Here is a 17,881-nt window from a genome sequence, read left to right on the forward strand (position 1 = left end):
ATGCATTGTTGGCAAAATCATCAATTGTTAATTGATATTTGTCAGCTAACGCAGCGTCTGGCTTAACACAATCCCGATGACGAACAACAGGTTAGTCAGCAACGCGCCTTTTACCGTACGTTCCAGCATTGGCGGCATGGCGGACGGGCTGAGTTCACGCATCACAAAGCGGGCCTGCTTAATCAGCAGCGGCGCGGCAAGCACAAACAGCCAGCCCCACAAGCTCTGCAAGGAAATCAGGTTAAACAGCGCCAGGCAAACCAGCGCGCCAATGAGCAGGCAGGCGTGATAGCGGCGCGCATTGACCGGCCCCAGACGAACCGCCAGGGTATTTTTGCCGTTCTCGCGATCGCTGTCGATGTCGCGCAGGTTGTTGATGTTGAGCACCGCCGTCGCCAGCAGGCCGCAGGCGGTCGCGGGCAGGAACAGGGCAGGGATCACCGTATGCGCCTGCAGGTACCAGCTTCCCATCACGCTCAGCCAGCCGAAGAACACCAGTACGGAGATATCCCCGAGCCCAATATAACCGTAAGGACGCGTTCCGACGGTGTAGGTGATGGCCGCGATAATGGCCAGTAAACCCAGCACCAGGAAGCCAATGAAATCGCTGGTGGTCTTAGACGCCACCGTCACCAGCGCCAGGCCGGATACGCAGATCAGCACTACGGTGATAATCAGCGCGCGTTTCATCTGCGCTTGGGTAATCACCCCTTTCTGCATTCCGCGCAGTGGCCCTATGCGGTCCGGCTTGTCGCTGCCTTTTACCGCGTCGCCGTAGTCGTTGGCGAGATTGGAGAGAATTTGCAGCAGGCCGGCGGTAATCAATGCCAGCGCGGCGACCAGCGGATCAAAATAACCCTGCCACCAGGCAAGGGCGGTGCCGACGATAATTGCGGCAAAGGCCAGAGGAAGCGTTTTAGGGCGCAGACTTTCGAGCCACGCCTGAGTACGGCTGATGTCAGTCATAAGTATTTAGCCAATAAAAATGGGGGCATTAGCCCCCATTAAACGTGATGAGAATCCAGTAACCGCGATTATAGGATAAAACGGCTCAGATCTTCATCTGCCACTAACGCATCCAGATGTTTACTCACATATTCTGCGTCAATGGTAACGGTTTGACCGTTAAGGTCGCTCGCGTCGTAAGAGATATCTTCTACCAGGCGTTCCAGCACGGTATGCAGGCGACGCGCACCGATGTTCTCGGTGGTTTCGTTGACCTGCCATGCGGCCTGGGCAATACGCTTGATACCGTCTTCGGTGAACTCGAGGTTCACGCCTTCGGTCGCCATCAGCGCTTTGTACTGTACGGTAGCAGAGGCGTTCGGCTCGGTCAGGATACGTTCGAAATCTTCGGTCGTCAGCGCCTGCAGCTCAACGCGGATAGGCAGACGGCCCTGCAGTTCCGGGATCAGATCCGACGGGCTGGCAACCTGGAACGCCCCTGAAGCGATAAACAGGATGTGGTCCGTTTTCACCATGCCGTGCTTGGTGGAGACGGTGCAGCCTTCAACCAGCGGCAGCAGGTCGCGCTGAACGCCTTCGCGGGACACGTCCGGGCCGGAGCTGTTGCCGCCGCGCTTACAAATTTTGTCGATTTCGTCGATAAACACGATACCGTGCTGCTCAACCGCGTCGATAGCGTCCTGCTTCAGCTCTTCCGGGTTTACCAGCTTCGCCGCTTCTTCTTCAATCAGCAACTTCATCGCGTCTTTAATTTTCAGCTTACGCGCTTTCTGCTTCTGGCCGCCCAAGTTCTGGAACATGGACTGCAGCTGGCTGGTCATCTCTTCCATGCCCGGAGGCGCCATGATTTCCACACCCATTGGCGCGGCAGCGAGATCGATCTCAATCTCTTTGTCGTCCAGCTGGCCTTCACGCAGCTTCTTGCGGAATGCCTGACGCGCAGCGGACGGTTCCGCCTGCTGCTCTGCCTGGCCCCAGTTGTTTTTTGCAGGTGGGATCAGCACGTCGAGAATGCGCTCCTCGGCCATCTCTTCCGCGCGATAGCGGTTTTTCTCGATCGCCTGGACGCGCACCATCTTGATCGCCGAATCGGTCAGATCGCGGATGATGGAGTCCACTTCTTTACCCACATAGCCCACTTCGGTGAACTTGGTGGCTTCAACTTTGATGAACGGCGCGTTCGCCAGCTTCGCCAGACGACGGGCGATTTCGGTTTTACCGACGCCGGTCGGGCCGATCATCAGGATGTTTTTTGGCGTCACTTCGTGGCGCAGCTCTTCGTCAAGCTGCATCCGACGCCAGCGGTTACGCAGAGCAATAGCCACGGAACGCTTGGCGTTATCCTGGCCGATAATGTGTTTGTTCAGTTCGCTGACAATTTCGCGTGGGGTCATTTCAGACATGGGAGATCCTTACGCTTTGGAGGTCAATTCTTCGATGGTGTGGTTGTGGTTGGTATAAATGCAGATATCGCCTGCAATATCCAACGCCTTCACCGCGATATCACGCGCGTTCATGTCGGTATTCTCCAACAGCGCGCGGGCTGCAGCCTGGGCATAAGGGCCGCCGGAGCCGATGGCAATCAGGTCATTTTCCGGCTGAATGACGTCACCGTTACCGGTGATGATCAGCGAGGCGGTTTCATCGGCCACGGCCAGCAGCGCTTCGAGCTTGCGCAGCATGCGGTCGGTACGCCAGTCTTTCGCCAGCTCAACGGCAGCTTTCACCAGATGACCCTGGTGCATTTCCAGTTTGCGTTCAAACAGTTCAAACAGCGTGAAGGCGTCCGCCGTGCCGCCAGCAAAACCGGCGATCACTTTGTCGTTGTAGAGACGGCGCACTTTCTTCACGTTGCCTTTCATGACGGTATTACCCAGCGTGGCCTGGCCATCACCGGCGATTACCACATGGCCGTTACGGCGTACACTTACTATTGTTGTCACGAGCAGACCCCCTGGTTACAGAATCGGGAAACAGAAGCCCTGAGCCTGTGCTCAGGGCTGAATTAAATGATAGATGGGGGGGATTTTGGGGGTTTCAACCCCCGGAAGCGAGTCGAATGCAGTTTGTGTGGCCGGCGATTTTCAACCGCGAAATGGTGCCATCGGCATTTTCTTTGCCTTTGACCGGCCCAATCACCACGCGATTCCAGCCGTTATTGGTGGTAATACGCGAATCAAACCCTTCAAAGGCCAGCTGCGCGCGCACCGTTTCCGCCTGCTCTGCGCCTTTGAACGAACCGCACTGCACCATCCAGCGGCGCTCGTCTTTTTTCTCTGCCGTCTGCTTCGGCGCTTCGGTCTCTTTGGTCACCGGCGCTGCCTGCTGCGTTTTCGGCTGCTGCGCGGTGGTATGCGCTGGCGTCTGGAGCAGATCCTGATACGGCTGAGCCGCCTGTTTCTGCGGCTGCGTTTTCGGCTGCTGCTGGACAGGCTGAGACTGCGCCGTACGCGTCTGCTGTTGGTATGGCTGTTCCGTTACCCGGGGCTGTGCTTTCGGCTGCTGCACCGGCTGGGTTTGCGCCCACTGCTGCTGTTGTTGCTGCTGGATCTGCTGTTGCGCCTGACGTCGCTGCAGCGTTTGCTGGCGCTGTGCCGGCGTCTGCTCATTCCACGGTACTTCGTTCAGCTGCGTAGGCTGCTGGCGCATATCGGCCTGCATTTGGGCCAGCAGCTGACGCTGTTCATCCGTCAGCTGATTCGCATTCTGCACTTCACCACCCGCAGAAGGTTCGGTTGGCGCACGCACCCCGGGCTGACGGCTTTCCAGCTCTTTGATATAGCGCCAGCGCTCTTCAGGCTTCGGAGGAAGGCCGTTTCCGGCAACTTTACTGGCCTGAAGCGCCTCAGACTCTTCTTTTTTATGGTGCGTGATAAAGTACAGGCCACCAATAAAGGCGACGACTACAGCCGCAGCAATAGCGACCATTGCTGGCGAGACAGCAGGCAGGTTACGTTGCTTTTTCCTTGAGCTACTCTTTTTGCGTCGCGAAGGTGCCGGCTGGCCGCGACGTACATAATCTCGTTGTGCCACTATCGTTTCGCTGTATTTATTCGTTCGTCAGTCCGCCATGTTACTTAAGCGGCGGGGCTTTGACCAGATAAGGGTATCCGAAAGACGTTTACTTTAAGTCAATGCCTGGGTCGTGCCGCGGACAATCAATTCACAGTCCAGCAACCGCGAGCCGCTGCTAACTGTTTGACCGTGAAGCTGATCCAGCAGAAGAAGCATCGCTTCGCGGCCGATTTGGTAGCGCGGCTGAGCGACCGTTGAGAGCGGCGGATCGCAAAATTCTGAAAGCGAAATATTGTCGAATCCGATGATCGATAAATCTTTCGGTATCCGCAGGCCGCGGCGTTTGGCGTACGATAATGCGCCCAGCGCCATCACGTCGCTGTGACAAAATACGGCGGTTGGCGGTTCAGGCAGGTCCAGGAGTTTCTCCAGCGCTTGTCCACCCGCAGCGAAGGTAAAGTCACCGCGCGCAATGTAGTGCGGATCGACGGTGACGCCGGTACGGCGCAGCGCCTGAACGTAGCCCTGTAAGCGATAGTGACACAGCGGCATCTCTTCCGGCCCGGCAATACAGCCAATGCGCTTGTGCCCCAGTTCCTGGAGATAGTTTACGGCGTTGAACGCGGCGGTGAGGTTATCAATGTGGACCGTCGGCAGCTCCAGCTCCGGCGCAAACTCGTTGGCCATCACCATCGGCGGTAAATTACGCTGCTCTTCAATGCTGGCATCAAACGGCAGGCGAGAGCCAAGCAGCAGCATGCCGTCGATCTGCTTGGTGATAATGAGATCGATGAAGGTTTTTTCCTGCTGGTTCTGATGAGCACAGTCGCCAATCAGCACCAGGTAACCCTGTTCCGCTGCGGTGACTTCAATACCGCGGATAATCTCGCTGAAGAAGGGGTCACAGATGTCCGGCACAATCACCAGAATGGTGCGCGACTCATTGCGTTTGACGTTACGCCCCATCGCCTGTGGGAAATAGCCCACTTCAAGCGCAGCCTGCTCTACCCGGTTACGGGTCGCCTGGGAGACTTTATCCGGGTTCATTAATGCGCGGGACACGGTTGCCGTAGAGACTTGTGCTTTCTGGGCAACGTCTTTCATGGTCGCCGGTGCAACCTCTTTCCTGGACTTCAACGTCTTCTCCTCGCCTGAACACCGAACTTCTGACATCACCATTTTTACAGATAGTTAATGGAATCGGTTACAGAATTTTCATAAAAAGTGTGAGGAGCGTTAAATTTTTCGATCCGTCTTCAGCCTTCGATGGGATCGACGTCCAGTACCCACTTCACTTTTCGCGCTTCCGGCAGCGTGTTGATGAGCGCCAGCGTGCCGCTGACGATGTGCTGAAGACGAATGCGCGAGGGGTGCTGAAGTAAGATTTGCCAGCGAAAACGCCCGCCGCGCTTTGGTGCGAGTGCCGGCACCGGGCCCAGGATCCACAGCTGATTATCCACCAGCGGGCTGGCCTGCAGGAGATTTCTCAGCTGCTGCAGGAAAAGCGGCGCCTGCTGGTTGTTGTGATCTTCCGCGCGGATGATGACGTGGCTGGTCCACGGCGGCAGCTGCATGGTCTGGCGTTCGGCCAGCGCCTGTTCGGCAAAGGCGTCATAGCCTTTATGCAGCAGGGTTTGCAGCAGCGGATGCTCAGGGTGGTGCGTTTGCAGCACCACTTCGCCCTGTTTACCGGCGCGACCGGCACGCCCTGCCACCTGGGTATAAAGCTGGGCGAAGCGCTCGGCTGAGCGGAAATCTGCCGAAAACAGCGCGCCGTCTACGTCCAGCAGGGCGACCAGCGTGACGTCCGGGAAGTGGTGGCCTTTGGCCAGCATCTGTGTACCAATCAGAATGCGTGCGCCGCCGCGATGCACTTCCGCCAGCTGCTGTTCCAGCGCGCCCTTGCGGCTGGTGGTGTCCCGGTCGATACGAGAAATCGGCACGTCCGGGAAGAAGGGGCTAAGCGCCTGTTCCAGCTGTTCCGTCCCCAGACCGACCGGCACGATATGCGTTGAGCCACATGACGGGCACTGGCGCGGCACCGGGCGCTGGCTGTCGCAGTGGTGGCAGCGCAAATGCCGCTGGGCCTGATGGAAGGTGTAGTAGTGGTCGCAGCGCGGACACTCGGCAATCCAGCCGCAGTCGTGGCACAGCAGTGCGGGGGCAAATCCGCGGCGGTTGAGAAACAGAATGACCTGGTTCCCCGCCTGCAAGTGCTGGCGCATGCGGGTAATCAATGCCGGCGCAAGCCCGGCCTGAACCTGCTGGCCTTTCAGATCCAGCACGTGCTGAATGGCCGGACGGGCATTCCCCGCCCGACGCGTCAGGCGCAGCATATGGTATTTACGCTGGCGCACGTTGTGCAGCGTTTCGAGCGCCGGCGTGGCGGAGCCGAGAATAATGGGAATTTGCTCACTGTGCGCGCGATAAACCGCCAGGTCGCGGGCGTGATAGCGCCAGCCTTCCTGCTGTTTATAGGAGCTGTCGTGCTCTTCGTCGATCACGATAACGCCAAGATTTTTAAACGGCGTAAACAGCGACGAGCGGGTGCCGATCACAATCGCCGCTTCGCCGTTTTTCGCTTTCAGCCAGGCGCTGAGGCGTTCGCTGTCGTTCAGGCCGGAGTGCAGCACCTCAACCGGCGCGTTAAAGCGCTCGCGGAATCGGGCGATGGTTTGCGGCGTCAGGCCAATTTCCGGCACCATCACCAGCGCCTGTTTGCCCTGCGCGAGCACGTTTTCCAGCACGCTCAGGTAGACTTCGGTCTTGCCGGAACCGGTGACCCCCGCCAGCAGCCAGGCAGAGAAATGATCGGAGGCGCTATGAATCGCGCCCACGGCGGTGGCCTGCTCGGTATTCAGACGCAGGCGATCCCCTGAAACGGAGAAACTCTCCCGCCAGTCGTAAAGAGCGGGGGCTTCGCTGGCCAGTTCGCTCAGCCCTTTCTTTCTTAAGGCCTGTAGCGCCGTTTCGCTGACCTCAAGCTCGTCGACCTGATGTCGCCAGATTTTTCCCTGACGCAGCGCCGCCAGCGCCTGCTGCTGTTTCTGCGATCGCTTCAGGCTGTTGATATCCACCGCCTGGCCCTGCTCGGTGGCAAACCAGTACCACATCGGCGCATGGCTGGCGCTCTTGCCCTGACGCAGCATAATTGGCAGGGCGTGGAACAGCACGTCGCCAATCGGGTGATGATAATAATCCGCCGCCCACAGCAGCAGTCGCCAGGTGCTGGTAGAGTAAACCGGCTCGCTGTCCAGCACCTCAACGACCGACTTCAGCTCGTTAAGCGGCAATTCGCTTTTATCGCTGACGGAGACGACGATCCCCACGCGCTGCTGTTTGCCAAACGGCACGGTCACGCGGCAGCCCGCTTTGGCGCTCATGCTGTCGGGCAGCAGGTAGTCAAAGGTGCGGGGAAGCGGAACGGGCAGGGCAACGTGAGCGACGGGCATCGAATCTTCCTGACTTGAAAAGTGGCGCGTTAGTATACACATTAGTAAAAGCGGCGTGCGGATCAGTTTGCATACGTTGGTCAAATTCTGTATGATTCGCCGCCTTTGGTGTACTTTACGCCAAAGAACTTACAATCAACATCGCGTGGTGTCTGGCGTTAGGGCTGGAAGAGCGACGCGGCCTTAACTGAGGTTCTCCCATGAAAAAAGATATTCACCCGAAATACGAAATGATTACTGCAAACTGTTCTTGCGGTAACTCTATCCAGATCCGCTCTACCGTGGGTCACGATCTGAACCTGGACGTGTGCGGCAAATGCCACCCGTTCTACACTGGTAAGCAGCGTGACGTTGCAACCGGTGGTCGTGTTGACCGCTTCAACAAGCGTTTCAGCATCCCGGGCGCTAAATAAGTTTCCCGAAAAAAAGGCACCGCAAGGTGCCTTTTTTGTATCCGCTTCTCAGTATTCCCACGTATCCGGGTCAATACCCAGTTCACGCATGATCACCTTCGCCTCTTCCGGGATTTCATCACTGCGCTCTTTGCGCAGATCTTCATCGTTCGGCAACGGTTGACCGGTAAACGCATGCAGAAACGCTTCGCACAGCAGTTCGCTGTTGGTCGCGTGGCGCAGGTTGTTCACCTGACGACGCGTGCGTTCATCGGTGAGGATCTTCAACACCTTCAGAGGAATGGAAACCGTAATTTTCTTTACTTGCTCACTCTTCTTACCGTGCTCAGCGTATGGGCTGATATATTCGCCGCTCCATTCAGCCATGAGATACCTTTAATCCTCTCAGTCATTTATTTAAAGGTGCAAAACCTGTAACCACCCGTTTTGAACCGCAATCTTGTCTAGTTTACCGTAGAGACGATACCGTGGCACGGATATTGCCGCTGCAGCGTGCACTAAAGCATATAATTTTAACGGCTATTTGCGCATTGCTCAATCTATACGCAAAGAAGTTTAGATGTCCAGATGTATTGACGTCCATACTTTCAATGTTTACTCTGGTGCCTGACTTTTCACCTCATTCGCCAGGAAGCCCTCACCATGACGCGTAAACAGGCCACTATTGCAGTGCGTAGCGGATTAAATGATGACGAGCAGTACGGCTGCGTTGTCCCGCCGATTCATCTTTCCAGTACCTATAACTTCACCGGATTTAATGAACCCCGCGCGCATGATTATTCGCGTCGTGGCAACCCTACGCGTGACGTGACCCAGCGCGCGCTGGCCGAGCTGGAAGGTGGCGCAGGTGCAGTATTAACCAATACGGGGATGTCCGCCATTCATCTGGTGACCACGGTGTTCCTGAAACCGGGCGATCTGCTGGTTGCGCCGCACGACTGCTACGGCGGCAGCTATCGCCTGTTTGACAGCCTGGCGAAACGCGGCTGCTATCGCGTGCTGTTTGTCGATCAAAACGACGAACAAGCGCTGAAACAGGCCCTGGCAGAGAGACCGAAGCTGGTTCTGGTGGAAAGTCCAAGCAATCCATTGTTGCGCGTTGTCGATATTGCGAAAATTTGTCAGCTCGCAAGGGATGCGGGAGCGATAAGTGTAGTGGATAATACGTTCCTCAGTCCGGCCCTTCAGAACCCACTCGCACTGGGTGCCGATCTGGTATTGCATTCATGCACTAAATATCTGAACGGCCATTCTGATGTGGTGGCGGGCGTGGTGATAGCTAAAGATCCCGACGTTGTCACCGAACTGGCATGGTGGGCCAATAATATTGGCGTCACCGCGGGGGCCTTCGACAGCTATCTGCTGTTGCGCGGCATCCGCACGCTGTCGCCGCGCATGGACGTGGCGCAGCGCAATGCCCAGGCGATTGTCGATTTCCTGAAAACCCAGCCGCTGGTGAAGAAGCTCTATCACCCGTCGCTGCCGGAAAATCAGGGGCACGAGATTGCCGCGCGTCAGCAGAAAGGGTTTGGCGCGATGTTAAGTTTTGAACTGGACGGTGACGAGCAAACGCTGCGTCGCTTCCTGAGCGGGCTGTCATTGTTTACGCTGGCGGAATCCTTAGGTGGGGTTGAAAGCTTGATCTCCCACGCCGCGACCATGACGCACGCAGGTATGGCACCGGAAGCTCGTGCTGCCGCCGGAATTTCTGAGACGCTGCTGCGTATCTCAACCGGCATTGAAGATTCTGAAGATTTAATTGCCGATCTGGAAAATGCCTTCCGGATCGCAGCCAAGGGGTAATCATGAGTGTGATAGCGCAGGCAGGGGCGAAGGGTCGTCAACTGCACAAGTTTGGTGGTAGTAGTCTTGCTGATGTGAAATGTTACCTGCGCGTTGCAGGCATCATGACGGAATATTCACAGCCGGGTGACATGATGGTTGTCTCGGCGGCGGGCAGCACCACCAACCAGTTGATTAGCTGGCTGAAACTGAGCCAGACCGATCGCCTTTCTGCGCATCAGGTGCAACAGTCCTTACGCCGCTACCAGAGCGAGCTGATTGCCGGCCTGCTGCCTGCGGAAGTGGCGGACGGGCTGATCAGCGCCTTCACGCATGACCTTGAGCGTCTGGCTGCACTGCTGGACAGCGGGATTACCGACGCGGTGTATGCCGAAGTGGTGGGGCACGGTGAAGTGTGGTCCGCGCGCCTGATGGCCGCCGTGCTGCAGCACCTGGGCGTGGACGCAGCCTGGCTCGACGCGCGTGATTTTCTGCGCGCCGAACGCGCCGCGCAGCCGCAGGTGGATGAAGGGTTGTCCTACCCGCTGCTGCAACAGCTGCTGGTGCAGCACCCGGGCAAACGTATTGTCGTCACCGGCTTTATCAGCCGCAGCAACGCGGGCGAAACCGTGCTGCTGGGCCGTAACGGTTCGGACTACTCGGCAACGCAGATTGGTGCCCTGGCGGGCGTGTCCCGCGTCACTATCTGGAGCGACGTGGCCGGTGTTTACAGCGCGGATCCGCGTAAAGTGAAAGATGCCTGCCTGCTGCCGCTGCTGCGTCTCGACGAAGCCAGCGAGCTGGCGCGTCTGGCCGCGCCGGTGCTGCACGCGCGCACGCTGCAGCCGGTTTCCGGCAGCGATATCGACCTCCAGCTGCGCTGCAGTTACACCCCGGATCAAGGCTCCACGCGCATTGAGCGCGTGCTGGCGTCCGGTACCGGGGCGCGTATTGTCACCAGCCACGACGACATCTGCCTGATTGAGTTCCAGGTGCCTGCGGGCCAGGACTTCAAGCTGGCGCATAAAGATATCGACACGATCCTGAAACGCGCCCAGGTGCGTCCGTTGGCCGTTGGCGTGCATAACGATCGTCAGCTGCTGCAGTTCTGCTACACCGCTGAAGTGGCGGACAGCGCGCTGAAAATTCTGGATGAAGCTGGCCTGCCGGGCGAGCTTCGCCTGCGTCAGGGGCTGGCGCTGGTGGCGATGGTGGGCGCGGGCGTCACCCGTAACCCGCTGCACTGCCACCGCTTCTGGCAGCAGCTGAAAGGCCAGCCGGTGGAATTCACCTGGCAGTCGGAGGAGGGCATCAGCCTGGTCGCCGTTCTGCGTAAAGGGCCAACCGAGAGCCTGATCCAGGGCCTGCACACCTCTCTGTTCCGCGCGGAAAAGCGCATCGGTCTGGTGCTGTTCGGGAAAGGCAACATCGGTTCCCGCTGGCTGGAGCTGTTTGCCCGCGAACAGGTGACGCTCTCGGCGCGTACCGGATTCGAATTCGTTCTTGCGGGCGTGGTGGACAGCCGCCGCAGCCTGCTGAACTACGAAGGGCTGGACGCCAGCCGCGCGCTTGCCTTCTTTAATGATGAAGCCGTAGAGCAGGATGAAGAGTCGCTGTTCCTGTGGATGCGCGCGCACCCGTATGACGATCTGGTGGTGCTGGACGTTACCGCCAGCGAACAGCTTGCGGATCAGTATCTGGATTTCGCCAGCCACGGTTTCCACGTTATTAGTGCGAACAAGCTGGCGGGGGCGAGCAGCACCGATAAATACCGCCAGATCCACGATGCGTTTGAAAAAACAGGGCGCCACTGGCTTTATAACGCCACCGTTGGGGCTGGCCTGCCGGTCAACCACACCGTGCGTGACCTGATTGAAAGCGGCGACAGCATTCTGGCGCTGAGCGGTATCTTCTCCGGCACGCTCTCCTGGCTGTTCCTGCAGTTTGACGGCACCGTACCCTTCACCGACCTGGTGGATCAGGCGTGGCAGCAGGGCTTAACCGAGCCCGATCCGCGCGTTGACCTTTCCGGCAAAGACGTGATGCGTAAGCTGGTGATCCTGGCGCGTGAGGCCGGTTACGATATCGAACCGGATGCCGTACGCGTCGAATCGCTGGTGCCTGCCGGCTGTGAAGAAGGTTCTGTGGATCATTTCTTTGAAAATGGTGAAGAGCTTAACGAGCAGATGGTACAGCGTCTGGAGGCGGCGAACGAGATGGGGCTGGTGCTGCGCTACGTGGCGCGTTTCGAGGCCAACGGAAAAGCGCGAGTCGGCGTCGAGGCGGTGCGTCCTGAACATCCGCTGGCGGCGCTGCTGCCGTGCGATAACGTCTTCGCCATCGAAAGCCGCTGGTATCGCGATAACCCGCTGGTGATCCGTGGTCCGGGCGCGGGGCGCGATGTCACCGCTGGAGCCATTCAGTCCGACATCAACCGTCTGGCTAAGCTGCTGTAACTCCTCACCCTGGCCCTCTCCCCGGACCGTACAGTGGGAGAGGGCACCTGTCAGGACAGATTAAACCAACCGGTTTTTCGCATCCGCTATCGCCTGCGCCACCTGCTTAGGCGACACGCCGCCTTTCGCGGCACGTTTATCCAGACAGGACTGCAGCGCAAGGATCGGATACACATCATCCCCGATAACCGCGCTGAACTTCTGCAGGTCGGCCAGCGGCAGATCTTCCAGCGGTTTACCCTGACGAATGGCTTCCACCACCGCTTCACCCACAATATGGTGCGCTTCACGGAACGGTACGCCTTTCGCCACCAGATAATCCGCCAGTTCGGTAGAGTTCGCATAGCCCTGCTGAGCCGCTTCCTGGCAGCGCGGACGTTTCACCTGAATGCCGTCCAGCACCAGCGCGCCCATATGCAGACAGTCCAGCCAGGTGTCGAGCGCGTCGAACAGCCCTTCTTTGTCTTCCTGCATGTCTTTGTTGTACGCCAGCGGCAGCCCTTTCAGGGTCATCATCATGCCGGTCAGCGCGCCCTGCACGCGGCCACATTTGCCGCGGATCAGCTCAAGCGCGTCCGGGTTTTTCTTCTGCGGCATCAGGGATGAGCCTGAGGTCACGCGGTCAGACAGCTCGACGAAGCCCGCTTCGCCAGAGTTAAAGAAGATTAGGTCTTCGGCAAAGCGCGAAAGGTGCACCATTCCGATAGACGCATTGGATAGCAGCTCCAGCACGTGGTCGCGGTCGGACACGCTGTCCAGGCTGTTACGGGTGGCGGAGGCAAAGCCCAGCCAGCCTGCCAGCTGCTCACGGTCGATTTCATACGCCGTACCGGCCAGCGCGCCGCTGCCCAGCGGGCTGACGTCCAGACGTTTCAGGGTATCCTGAAGACGGCTTTCGTCACGCGCCAGCATCTCGACGTAGGCCAGACACCAGTGTGCGAAGGTCACCGGCTGCGCGCGCTGCAGGTGGGTATAACCCGGCATCACCGCGTCCTGGTTGTTCTGCGCGGTCTCCACCAGCGCGCTCTGCAGCTGACGGTTAGCCGCCAGCAGTTCGCCAACGGTATCTTTACACCACAGCTTCAGATCGGTGGCGACCTGGTCGTTACGGCTGCGGCCGGTATGCAGCTTTTTACCCAGCTGGCCGACTTTGTCGATAAGCTTGCCTTCCACCCAGCTGTGAATATCTTCAGCATCGCTTTCGAGGATCTGCTGCGGATTAAGACGTACCTCTTCCAGCAGATTGTTCAGCGCCTCTTCCAGCCGTAATTGTTCGTCTGCGGTCAGTACGCCCACCGTCACCAGCGCTTTGGACCAGGCCACAGAGCCGACAATATCCTGTTCGGCCAGGCGGTAGTCGAAGCGCAAAGAGTCGTTGAACTGTTTGAACCGCTGATCCGCTGCCTGTGTAAAACGCCCACCCCAAAGTGCCATAACATGATTCCTTTATTCGTTAGTTCTGCCGGGTGGCGCTTCGCTTACCCGGCCTACGGTCATTCAATAAAAACTTACGCTAAAATACGCGTGCCAATCGGCGTGCCGTTGAACAGCGCAGGCAGTTGTTCCGCGTGGCGCCAGGAGGCGATATCCACCGGGCGGCCCAGCGTGCGTGCGGCATCCAGCGCGGCGTTCACTTTGACGATCATGCCGTCGGTAATAATACCCTGGGCAATCAGCTGCTCGGCTTTCTCAGCCGTCATTTCCGCAATGCGCTGGCCTTTGCCGTCCAGAATGCCGCTCACGTCGGAAAGCAGGATCAGATCCGCGCCCAGCGTTGCCGCCAGTGCCGTCGCCGCCTGGTCAGCGTTGACGTTCATCAGATCGCCCTCTTCGGTCACGCCGATAGAGCTCACCACCGGCAGGAAACCCCCTTCCAGCAGCGTGTTAATCAGCTTAGGCGAACCTGGCTGCGCCAGTCCAACGTGACCGAGCTCTTCGTCGAGCTGGGTCACTTTTACGCTGTCGCCATCGCCCAGATAGAGGCCCACGGACGCGATGTGGTGTTTCTTCGCCCACGCCAGCAGCGTTTTGTTCGCCGTGCCCGCCAGCGCGCCGGTAATGATGTCAATCTGATCGGCAGGCGTGACGCGCAGGCCGTTCTTCTTTTTCACCGGCAGGTTGAGCCCTTTCATCAGCTCGTCCACCACGCAGCCGCCGCCGTGCACAATCACCAGCGGACGCTGGTGTGATTCGCGATAGTTCACCAGCGCGGTAAACAGACGCTCCAGCGCTTCTTCGCTGTCCAGCAGTACACCACCGAGTTTGATAATTAATGGGTTCATCATCACACCTTAAATAAGAGCCTGCGTTTCAGGGAAGCCGAAACGAATATTTGCACACTGCATTGCCTGTGCGGCAGCGCCTTTGAGTAAGTTATCTTCCGCGGCGACCACAATCAGATGCTCGCCCTGCACGGCAAAGCCGATGTCGCAGAACGGCAGGCCGACCACGTTTTTCAGCGCCGGCACGCCTTTATCGTACAGGCGCACCAGCGGTTTATCCGAATACGCCTGCGTGAAGGCCTCGTTCACCTGCTCTTTGGTCACGCCCGGCTTCAGGCGACAGGTAATGGTTTCGAGGATCCCACGCGGGAAGCTGCCCAGGTGCGGGGTGAAAATAACGTCCGCGCCCAGATGCGTCGTGATTTCAGGGTGATGACGGTGATTAAACACGCCATACGGCTGAAGGCTCACTTCGCAGAAGCTGTTGGAGATAGCCGCCTTGCGGCCTGCGCCGCTCACGCCGCTGGTGGCGTTGATCACCGGCCACTGGCTCAGATCCAGCAGGCCCGCGTCGATCAGCGGCTTCAGGGAAAGCTGCGCCGCCGTCGGGTAGCAGCCCGGAACGGCAATCAGGTCCGCTTCTTTCAGTTTGTCTGCGCTCCACTCCGCCAGGCCGTACACCGCTTTTTCCAGCAGATCCGGATGCTGATGGGTGAAGCCGTAATATTTTTCGTAAAACGCACCGTCGTTCACGCGGAACGCGCCGGAAAGGTCGAAGACCACGCAGCCGGCCGCCAGGAACTGCGGCGCCAGGTCGTGGCTGACCTCGTGCGCGGTGGCTAAAAACACCACGTCGACGCCGTCGGTAAACTCGCTGATGTCAGACATGGGCTGCAGCGGCAGATCGACAATGCCCTTAAGCTGCGGATGCAAATCGGAAATTAACTTTCCTGCATCATTGCTTTGCGCTGACACGGTCAAAGCGGTTATGGTCATATGTGGATGGCGATTCACGTAGCTTACAAGCTCTGCGCCCGCATAACCGCTAGCGCCTACAATCAGCGTATTCAACATCGGGTTCCTTTATGCTCAACGTTAGTGTATTTTTATTCACATTTATTGCATGAATATTGATACTATCACGACCTAAGGTGTGTCAACAATGAAAATGAACTTACCGCCATTTATCGAGATCTACCGCGCCCTGATTGCCACACCGTCCATCAGCGCAACGGAAGAAGCGCTGGATCAGAGCAATGAGTCTTTAATCAATCTGCTGGCGGGTTGGTTTAGCGATCTTGGGTTTAACGTTGAGGTTCAGCCCGTCCCCGGAACCCGCCACAAATTTAACCTGCTCGCCAGCACCGGAACCGGTGCGGGCGGCCTGCTGCTGGCCGGTCATACCGATACGGTGCCGTTTGACGACGGCCGCTGGACGCGCGATCCGTTCACCCTGACCGAGCACGACAACAAGCTCTATGGTCTCGGCACCGCCGACATGAAAGGCTTCTTCGCCTTTATCCTCGACGCGCTGCGTGACGTGGACGTGACGAACCTTAAAAAACCGCTCTACATTCTGGCGACCGCCGATGAAGAAACCAGCATGGCGGGCGCGCGCTACTTCTCTGAAAACACGTCGATTCGCCCGGACTGCGCGATCATCGGCGAGCCGACGTCTCTGCAGCCGATCCGCGCGCACAAAGGCCATATTTCTACGGCCGTGCGCGTGCTGGGCCAGTCCGGCCACTCCAGCGATCCGGCGCGCGGCGTGAACGCCATTGAGCTGATGCATGACGCCATCGGCCGTATCATGACCCTGCGCGACGATCTGAAAGAGCGCTACCACTACGACGCGTTCACCGTGCCGTATCCGACCCTGAACCTCGGCAGCCTGCACGGCGGCGATGCCTCGAACCGCATCTGCGCCTGCTGCGAACTGCATATGGACATTCGCCCGCTGCCGGGCATGACCCTCAGCGATCTCGACGGCCTGCTGAATGAAGCGCTGGCTCCGGTGAGCGAGCGCTGGCCGGGCCGCCTGACGGTCTCCGAACTGCATCCGCCGATCCCGGGTTACGAATGCCCGCCGGACCATCAGCTGGTTGAGGTGGTGGAAAAGCTGCTCGGTGAGAAAACCGACGTGGTGAACTACTGCACCGAAGCGCCGTTTATTCAGACGCTTTGCCCTACGCTGGTCCTGGGCCCCGGCTCCATCAACCAGGCGCACCAGCCGGATGAATATCTGGAAACCCGCTTCATCAAGCCAACCCGCGAACTGATTACCCAGGTTGTGCATCACTTCTGCTGGCATTAAAACCGCACCGTACATCCCATAGGGGAGAGGACTGCGCGATGCGGTTTTTTCCCCTTTACCCAAAGGGGTGTACGGTCCTGGGGAGGCGATGTCTCACTCCCTACCACCCATCATGAACTTTCTTCATCTTTCCTGAGCAAACCTCACCGTTATTGTTGATTATTTATGTTGACGTCCCTCCGCTTTTCCGTCATTTTTACATCTGGACGTCTAAACGTATAGAAGTTCACAACACAACAAATAACGACATGCGATTGATAGAGGTAAGGTATGAGCTTTTTTCACGCCAACCAGCGGGAAGCACTGAATCAGAGCCTGGCCGAAGTAAACGGCCAGATTAACGTCTCTTTTGAATTTTTCCCGCCGCGCACCAGTGAAATGGAGCAAACCCTGTGGAGCTCTATCGATCGTCTTAGCAGCCTGAAGCCGAAGTTCGTCTCCGTGACTTACGGCGCTAACTCCGGCGAGCGTGACCGGACGCACAGCATCATTAAAGGCATCAAAGATCGTACCGGTCTGGAAGCGGCGCCGCATCTCACCTGTATCGACGCGACCCGCGACGAGTTACGGGCCATCGCCCAGGATTACTGGAATAACGGCATTCGTCATATCGTCGCACTGCGCGGTGACCTGCCGCCGGGCAGCGGTAAGCCGGACATGTATGCCGCCGATCTGGTCGCGCTGCTGAAAGACGTGGCTGACTTTGATATCTCCGTTGCCGCTTATCCTGAGGTGCATCCGGAAGCGAAAAGCGCCCAGGCCGATCTGCTTAACCTGAAGCGTAAAGTGGACGCCGGCGCGAACCGCGCCATTACCCAGTTCTTCTTTGATGTGGAAAGCTACCTGCGTTTCCGTGACCGCTGCGTCTCCGCAGGCATCGACGTTGAAATTATTCCGGGTATTCTGCCGGTCTCTAACTTCAAACAGGCGAAGAAGTTTGCTGATATGACCAATGTTCGCATTCCGCTGTGGATGTCCAAAATGTACGAAGGGCTGGACGATGACCCGGAAACCCGCAAGCTGGTGGGGGCCAATATCGCGATGGACATGGTGAAAATTTTAAGCCGTGAAGGGGTGAAAGATTTCCACTTCTATACGCTGAACCGCGCGGAGATGAGCTACGCCATTTGCCATACGCTGGGCGTTCGTCCGGCGTAATAAGCACAAAGCCCTCGTTTTACGAGGGTTTTTTTGTCACGCGAATAGTTAAAAGGTATTAGCTATCGAATCTGTGGATTAATTCAACTATAACTTATTGCTA

The 17,881-nt window shown here is 57.9% G+C and carries 15 protein-coding genes; 5 read left to right on the forward strand and 10 right to left on the reverse strand.

The features are described from left to right. Positions 1 to 45: 45 nt before the first annotated feature. From menA to priA, 6 genes are all read right to left on the reverse strand, one after another. The gene (gene menA, locus ACMWLG_RS18755) at positions 46 to 966 is read right to left on the reverse strand and encodes a 1,4-dihydroxy-2-naphthoate polyprenyltransferase (protein ID WP_033146936.1); all 921 of its coding nucleotides are present in this window, start codon (positions 964 to 966) and stop codon (positions 46 to 48) included. Positions 967 to 1,034: 68 nt separating this feature from the next. Next, positions 1,035 to 2,369 (reverse strand): HslU--HslV peptidase ATPase subunit, encoded by a 1,335-nt coding sequence (gene hslU / locus ACMWLG_RS18760; RefSeq protein WP_023309685.1) that lies wholly within the window; start codon positions 2,367 to 2,369, stop codon positions 1,035 to 1,037. A gap of 9 nt (positions 2,370 to 2,378) precedes the next feature. Then, positions 2,379 to 2,909 carry an ATP-dependent protease subunit HslV gene (gene hslV, locus ACMWLG_RS18765; protein WP_008501802.1) on the reverse strand — a complete coding sequence of 177 codons (531 nt, stop codon included), beginning with the start codon at positions 2,907 to 2,909 and terminating at the stop codon, positions 2,379 to 2,381. A gap of 94 nt (positions 2,910 to 3,003) precedes the next feature. Then, positions 3,004 to 3,999: a cell division protein FtsN gene (gene ftsN, locus ACMWLG_RS18770; protein WP_039264217.1), complete on the reverse strand. Its 996-nt coding sequence runs from the start codon at positions 3,997 to 3,999 to the stop codon at positions 3,004 to 3,006. 93 nt (positions 4,000 to 4,092) lie between these two features. After that, positions 4,093 to 5,118: a DNA-binding transcriptional regulator CytR gene (gene cytR, locus ACMWLG_RS18775; RefSeq protein ID WP_023309683.1), complete on the reverse strand. Its 1,026-nt coding sequence runs from the start codon at positions 5,116 to 5,118 to the stop codon at positions 4,093 to 4,095. Positions 5,119 to 5,237: 119 nt separating this feature from the next. After that, a complete protein-coding gene (gene priA / locus ACMWLG_RS18780; RefSeq protein ID WP_045404244.1) occupies positions 5,238 to 7,433 on the reverse strand; it encodes a primosomal protein N' in 2,196 nt (731 codons plus the stop codon). A gap of 200 nt (positions 7,434 to 7,633) precedes the next feature. On the opposite strand from priA, the gene rpmE reads away from it, so the two are divergent. After that, positions 7,634 to 7,846: a 50S ribosomal protein L31 gene (gene rpmE, locus ACMWLG_RS18785; protein ID WP_003862040.1), complete on the forward strand. Its 213-nt coding sequence runs from the start codon at positions 7,634 to 7,636 to the stop codon at positions 7,844 to 7,846. A gap of 48 nt (positions 7,847 to 7,894) precedes the next feature. On the opposite strand, the gene metJ is transcribed toward rpmE, so the two are convergent. Beyond that, the gene (gene metJ / locus ACMWLG_RS18790) at positions 7,895 to 8,212 is read right to left on the reverse strand and encodes a met regulon transcriptional regulator MetJ (protein WP_007369220.1); all 318 of its coding nucleotides are present in this window, start codon (positions 8,210 to 8,212) and stop codon (positions 7,895 to 7,897) included. A 276-nt stretch (positions 8,213 to 8,488) separates the two neighbouring features. Between metJ and metB the strand changes: the two genes are divergently transcribed. After that, positions 8,489 to 9,649 (forward strand): cystathionine gamma-synthase, encoded by a 1,161-nt coding sequence (gene metB, locus ACMWLG_RS18795; protein WP_045404245.1) that lies wholly within the window; start codon positions 8,489 to 8,491, stop codon positions 9,647 to 9,649. Positions 9,650 to 9,651: 2 nt separating this feature from the next. Continuing rightward, a complete protein-coding gene (locus tag ACMWLG_RS18800; RefSeq protein ID WP_045404246.1) occupies positions 9,652 to 12,084 on the forward strand; it encodes a bifunctional aspartate kinase/homoserine dehydrogenase II in 2,433 nt (810 codons plus the stop codon). A 60-nt stretch (positions 12,085 to 12,144) separates the two neighbouring features. On the opposite strand, the gene argH is transcribed toward ACMWLG_RS18800, so the two are convergent. From argH to argC, 3 genes are all read right to left on the reverse strand, one after another. Beyond that, on the reverse strand, positions 12,145 to 13,518 hold the full coding sequence (gene argH / locus ACMWLG_RS18805) for an argininosuccinate lyase (RefSeq protein WP_045404247.1): 1,374 nt from the start codon (positions 13,516 to 13,518) through the stop codon (positions 12,145 to 12,147). A 74-nt stretch (positions 13,519 to 13,592) separates the two neighbouring features. Next, positions 13,593 to 14,369 (reverse strand): acetylglutamate kinase, encoded by a 777-nt coding sequence (gene argB / locus ACMWLG_RS18810; protein ID WP_100245666.1) that lies wholly within the window; start codon positions 14,367 to 14,369, stop codon positions 13,593 to 13,595. Between the two features lie 6 nt (positions 14,370 to 14,375). Further along, positions 14,376 to 15,380, reverse strand: coding sequence for an N-acetyl-gamma-glutamyl-phosphate reductase (argC, locus tag ACMWLG_RS18815; RefSeq protein ID WP_045619687.1), 1,005 nt, complete (start codon positions 15,378 to 15,380; stop codon positions 14,376 to 14,378). An 88-nt stretch (positions 15,381 to 15,468) separates the two neighbouring features. On the opposite strand from argC, the gene argE reads away from it, so the two are divergent. Continuing rightward, the gene (gene argE / locus ACMWLG_RS18820; RefSeq protein WP_045619686.1) at positions 15,469 to 16,620 is read left to right on the forward strand and encodes an acetylornithine deacetylase; all 1,152 of its coding nucleotides are present in this window, start codon (positions 15,469 to 15,471) and stop codon (positions 16,618 to 16,620) included. Between the two features lie 270 nt (positions 16,621 to 16,890). Continuing rightward, entirely contained in the window at positions 16,891 to 17,778 is an 888-nt protein-coding gene (gene metF, locus ACMWLG_RS18825; RefSeq protein WP_023309676.1) for a methylenetetrahydrofolate reductase, read from the forward strand. The last annotated feature ends 103 nt before the right edge of the window (positions 17,779 to 17,881 follow it).

The sequence above is a fragment of the Enterobacter sp. 01-M-02-SI-ECC genome (genome assembly GCF_047530595.1).
GTDB lineage: Bacteria > Pseudomonadota > Gammaproteobacteria > Enterobacterales > Enterobacteriaceae > Enterobacter > Enterobacter cloacae_M.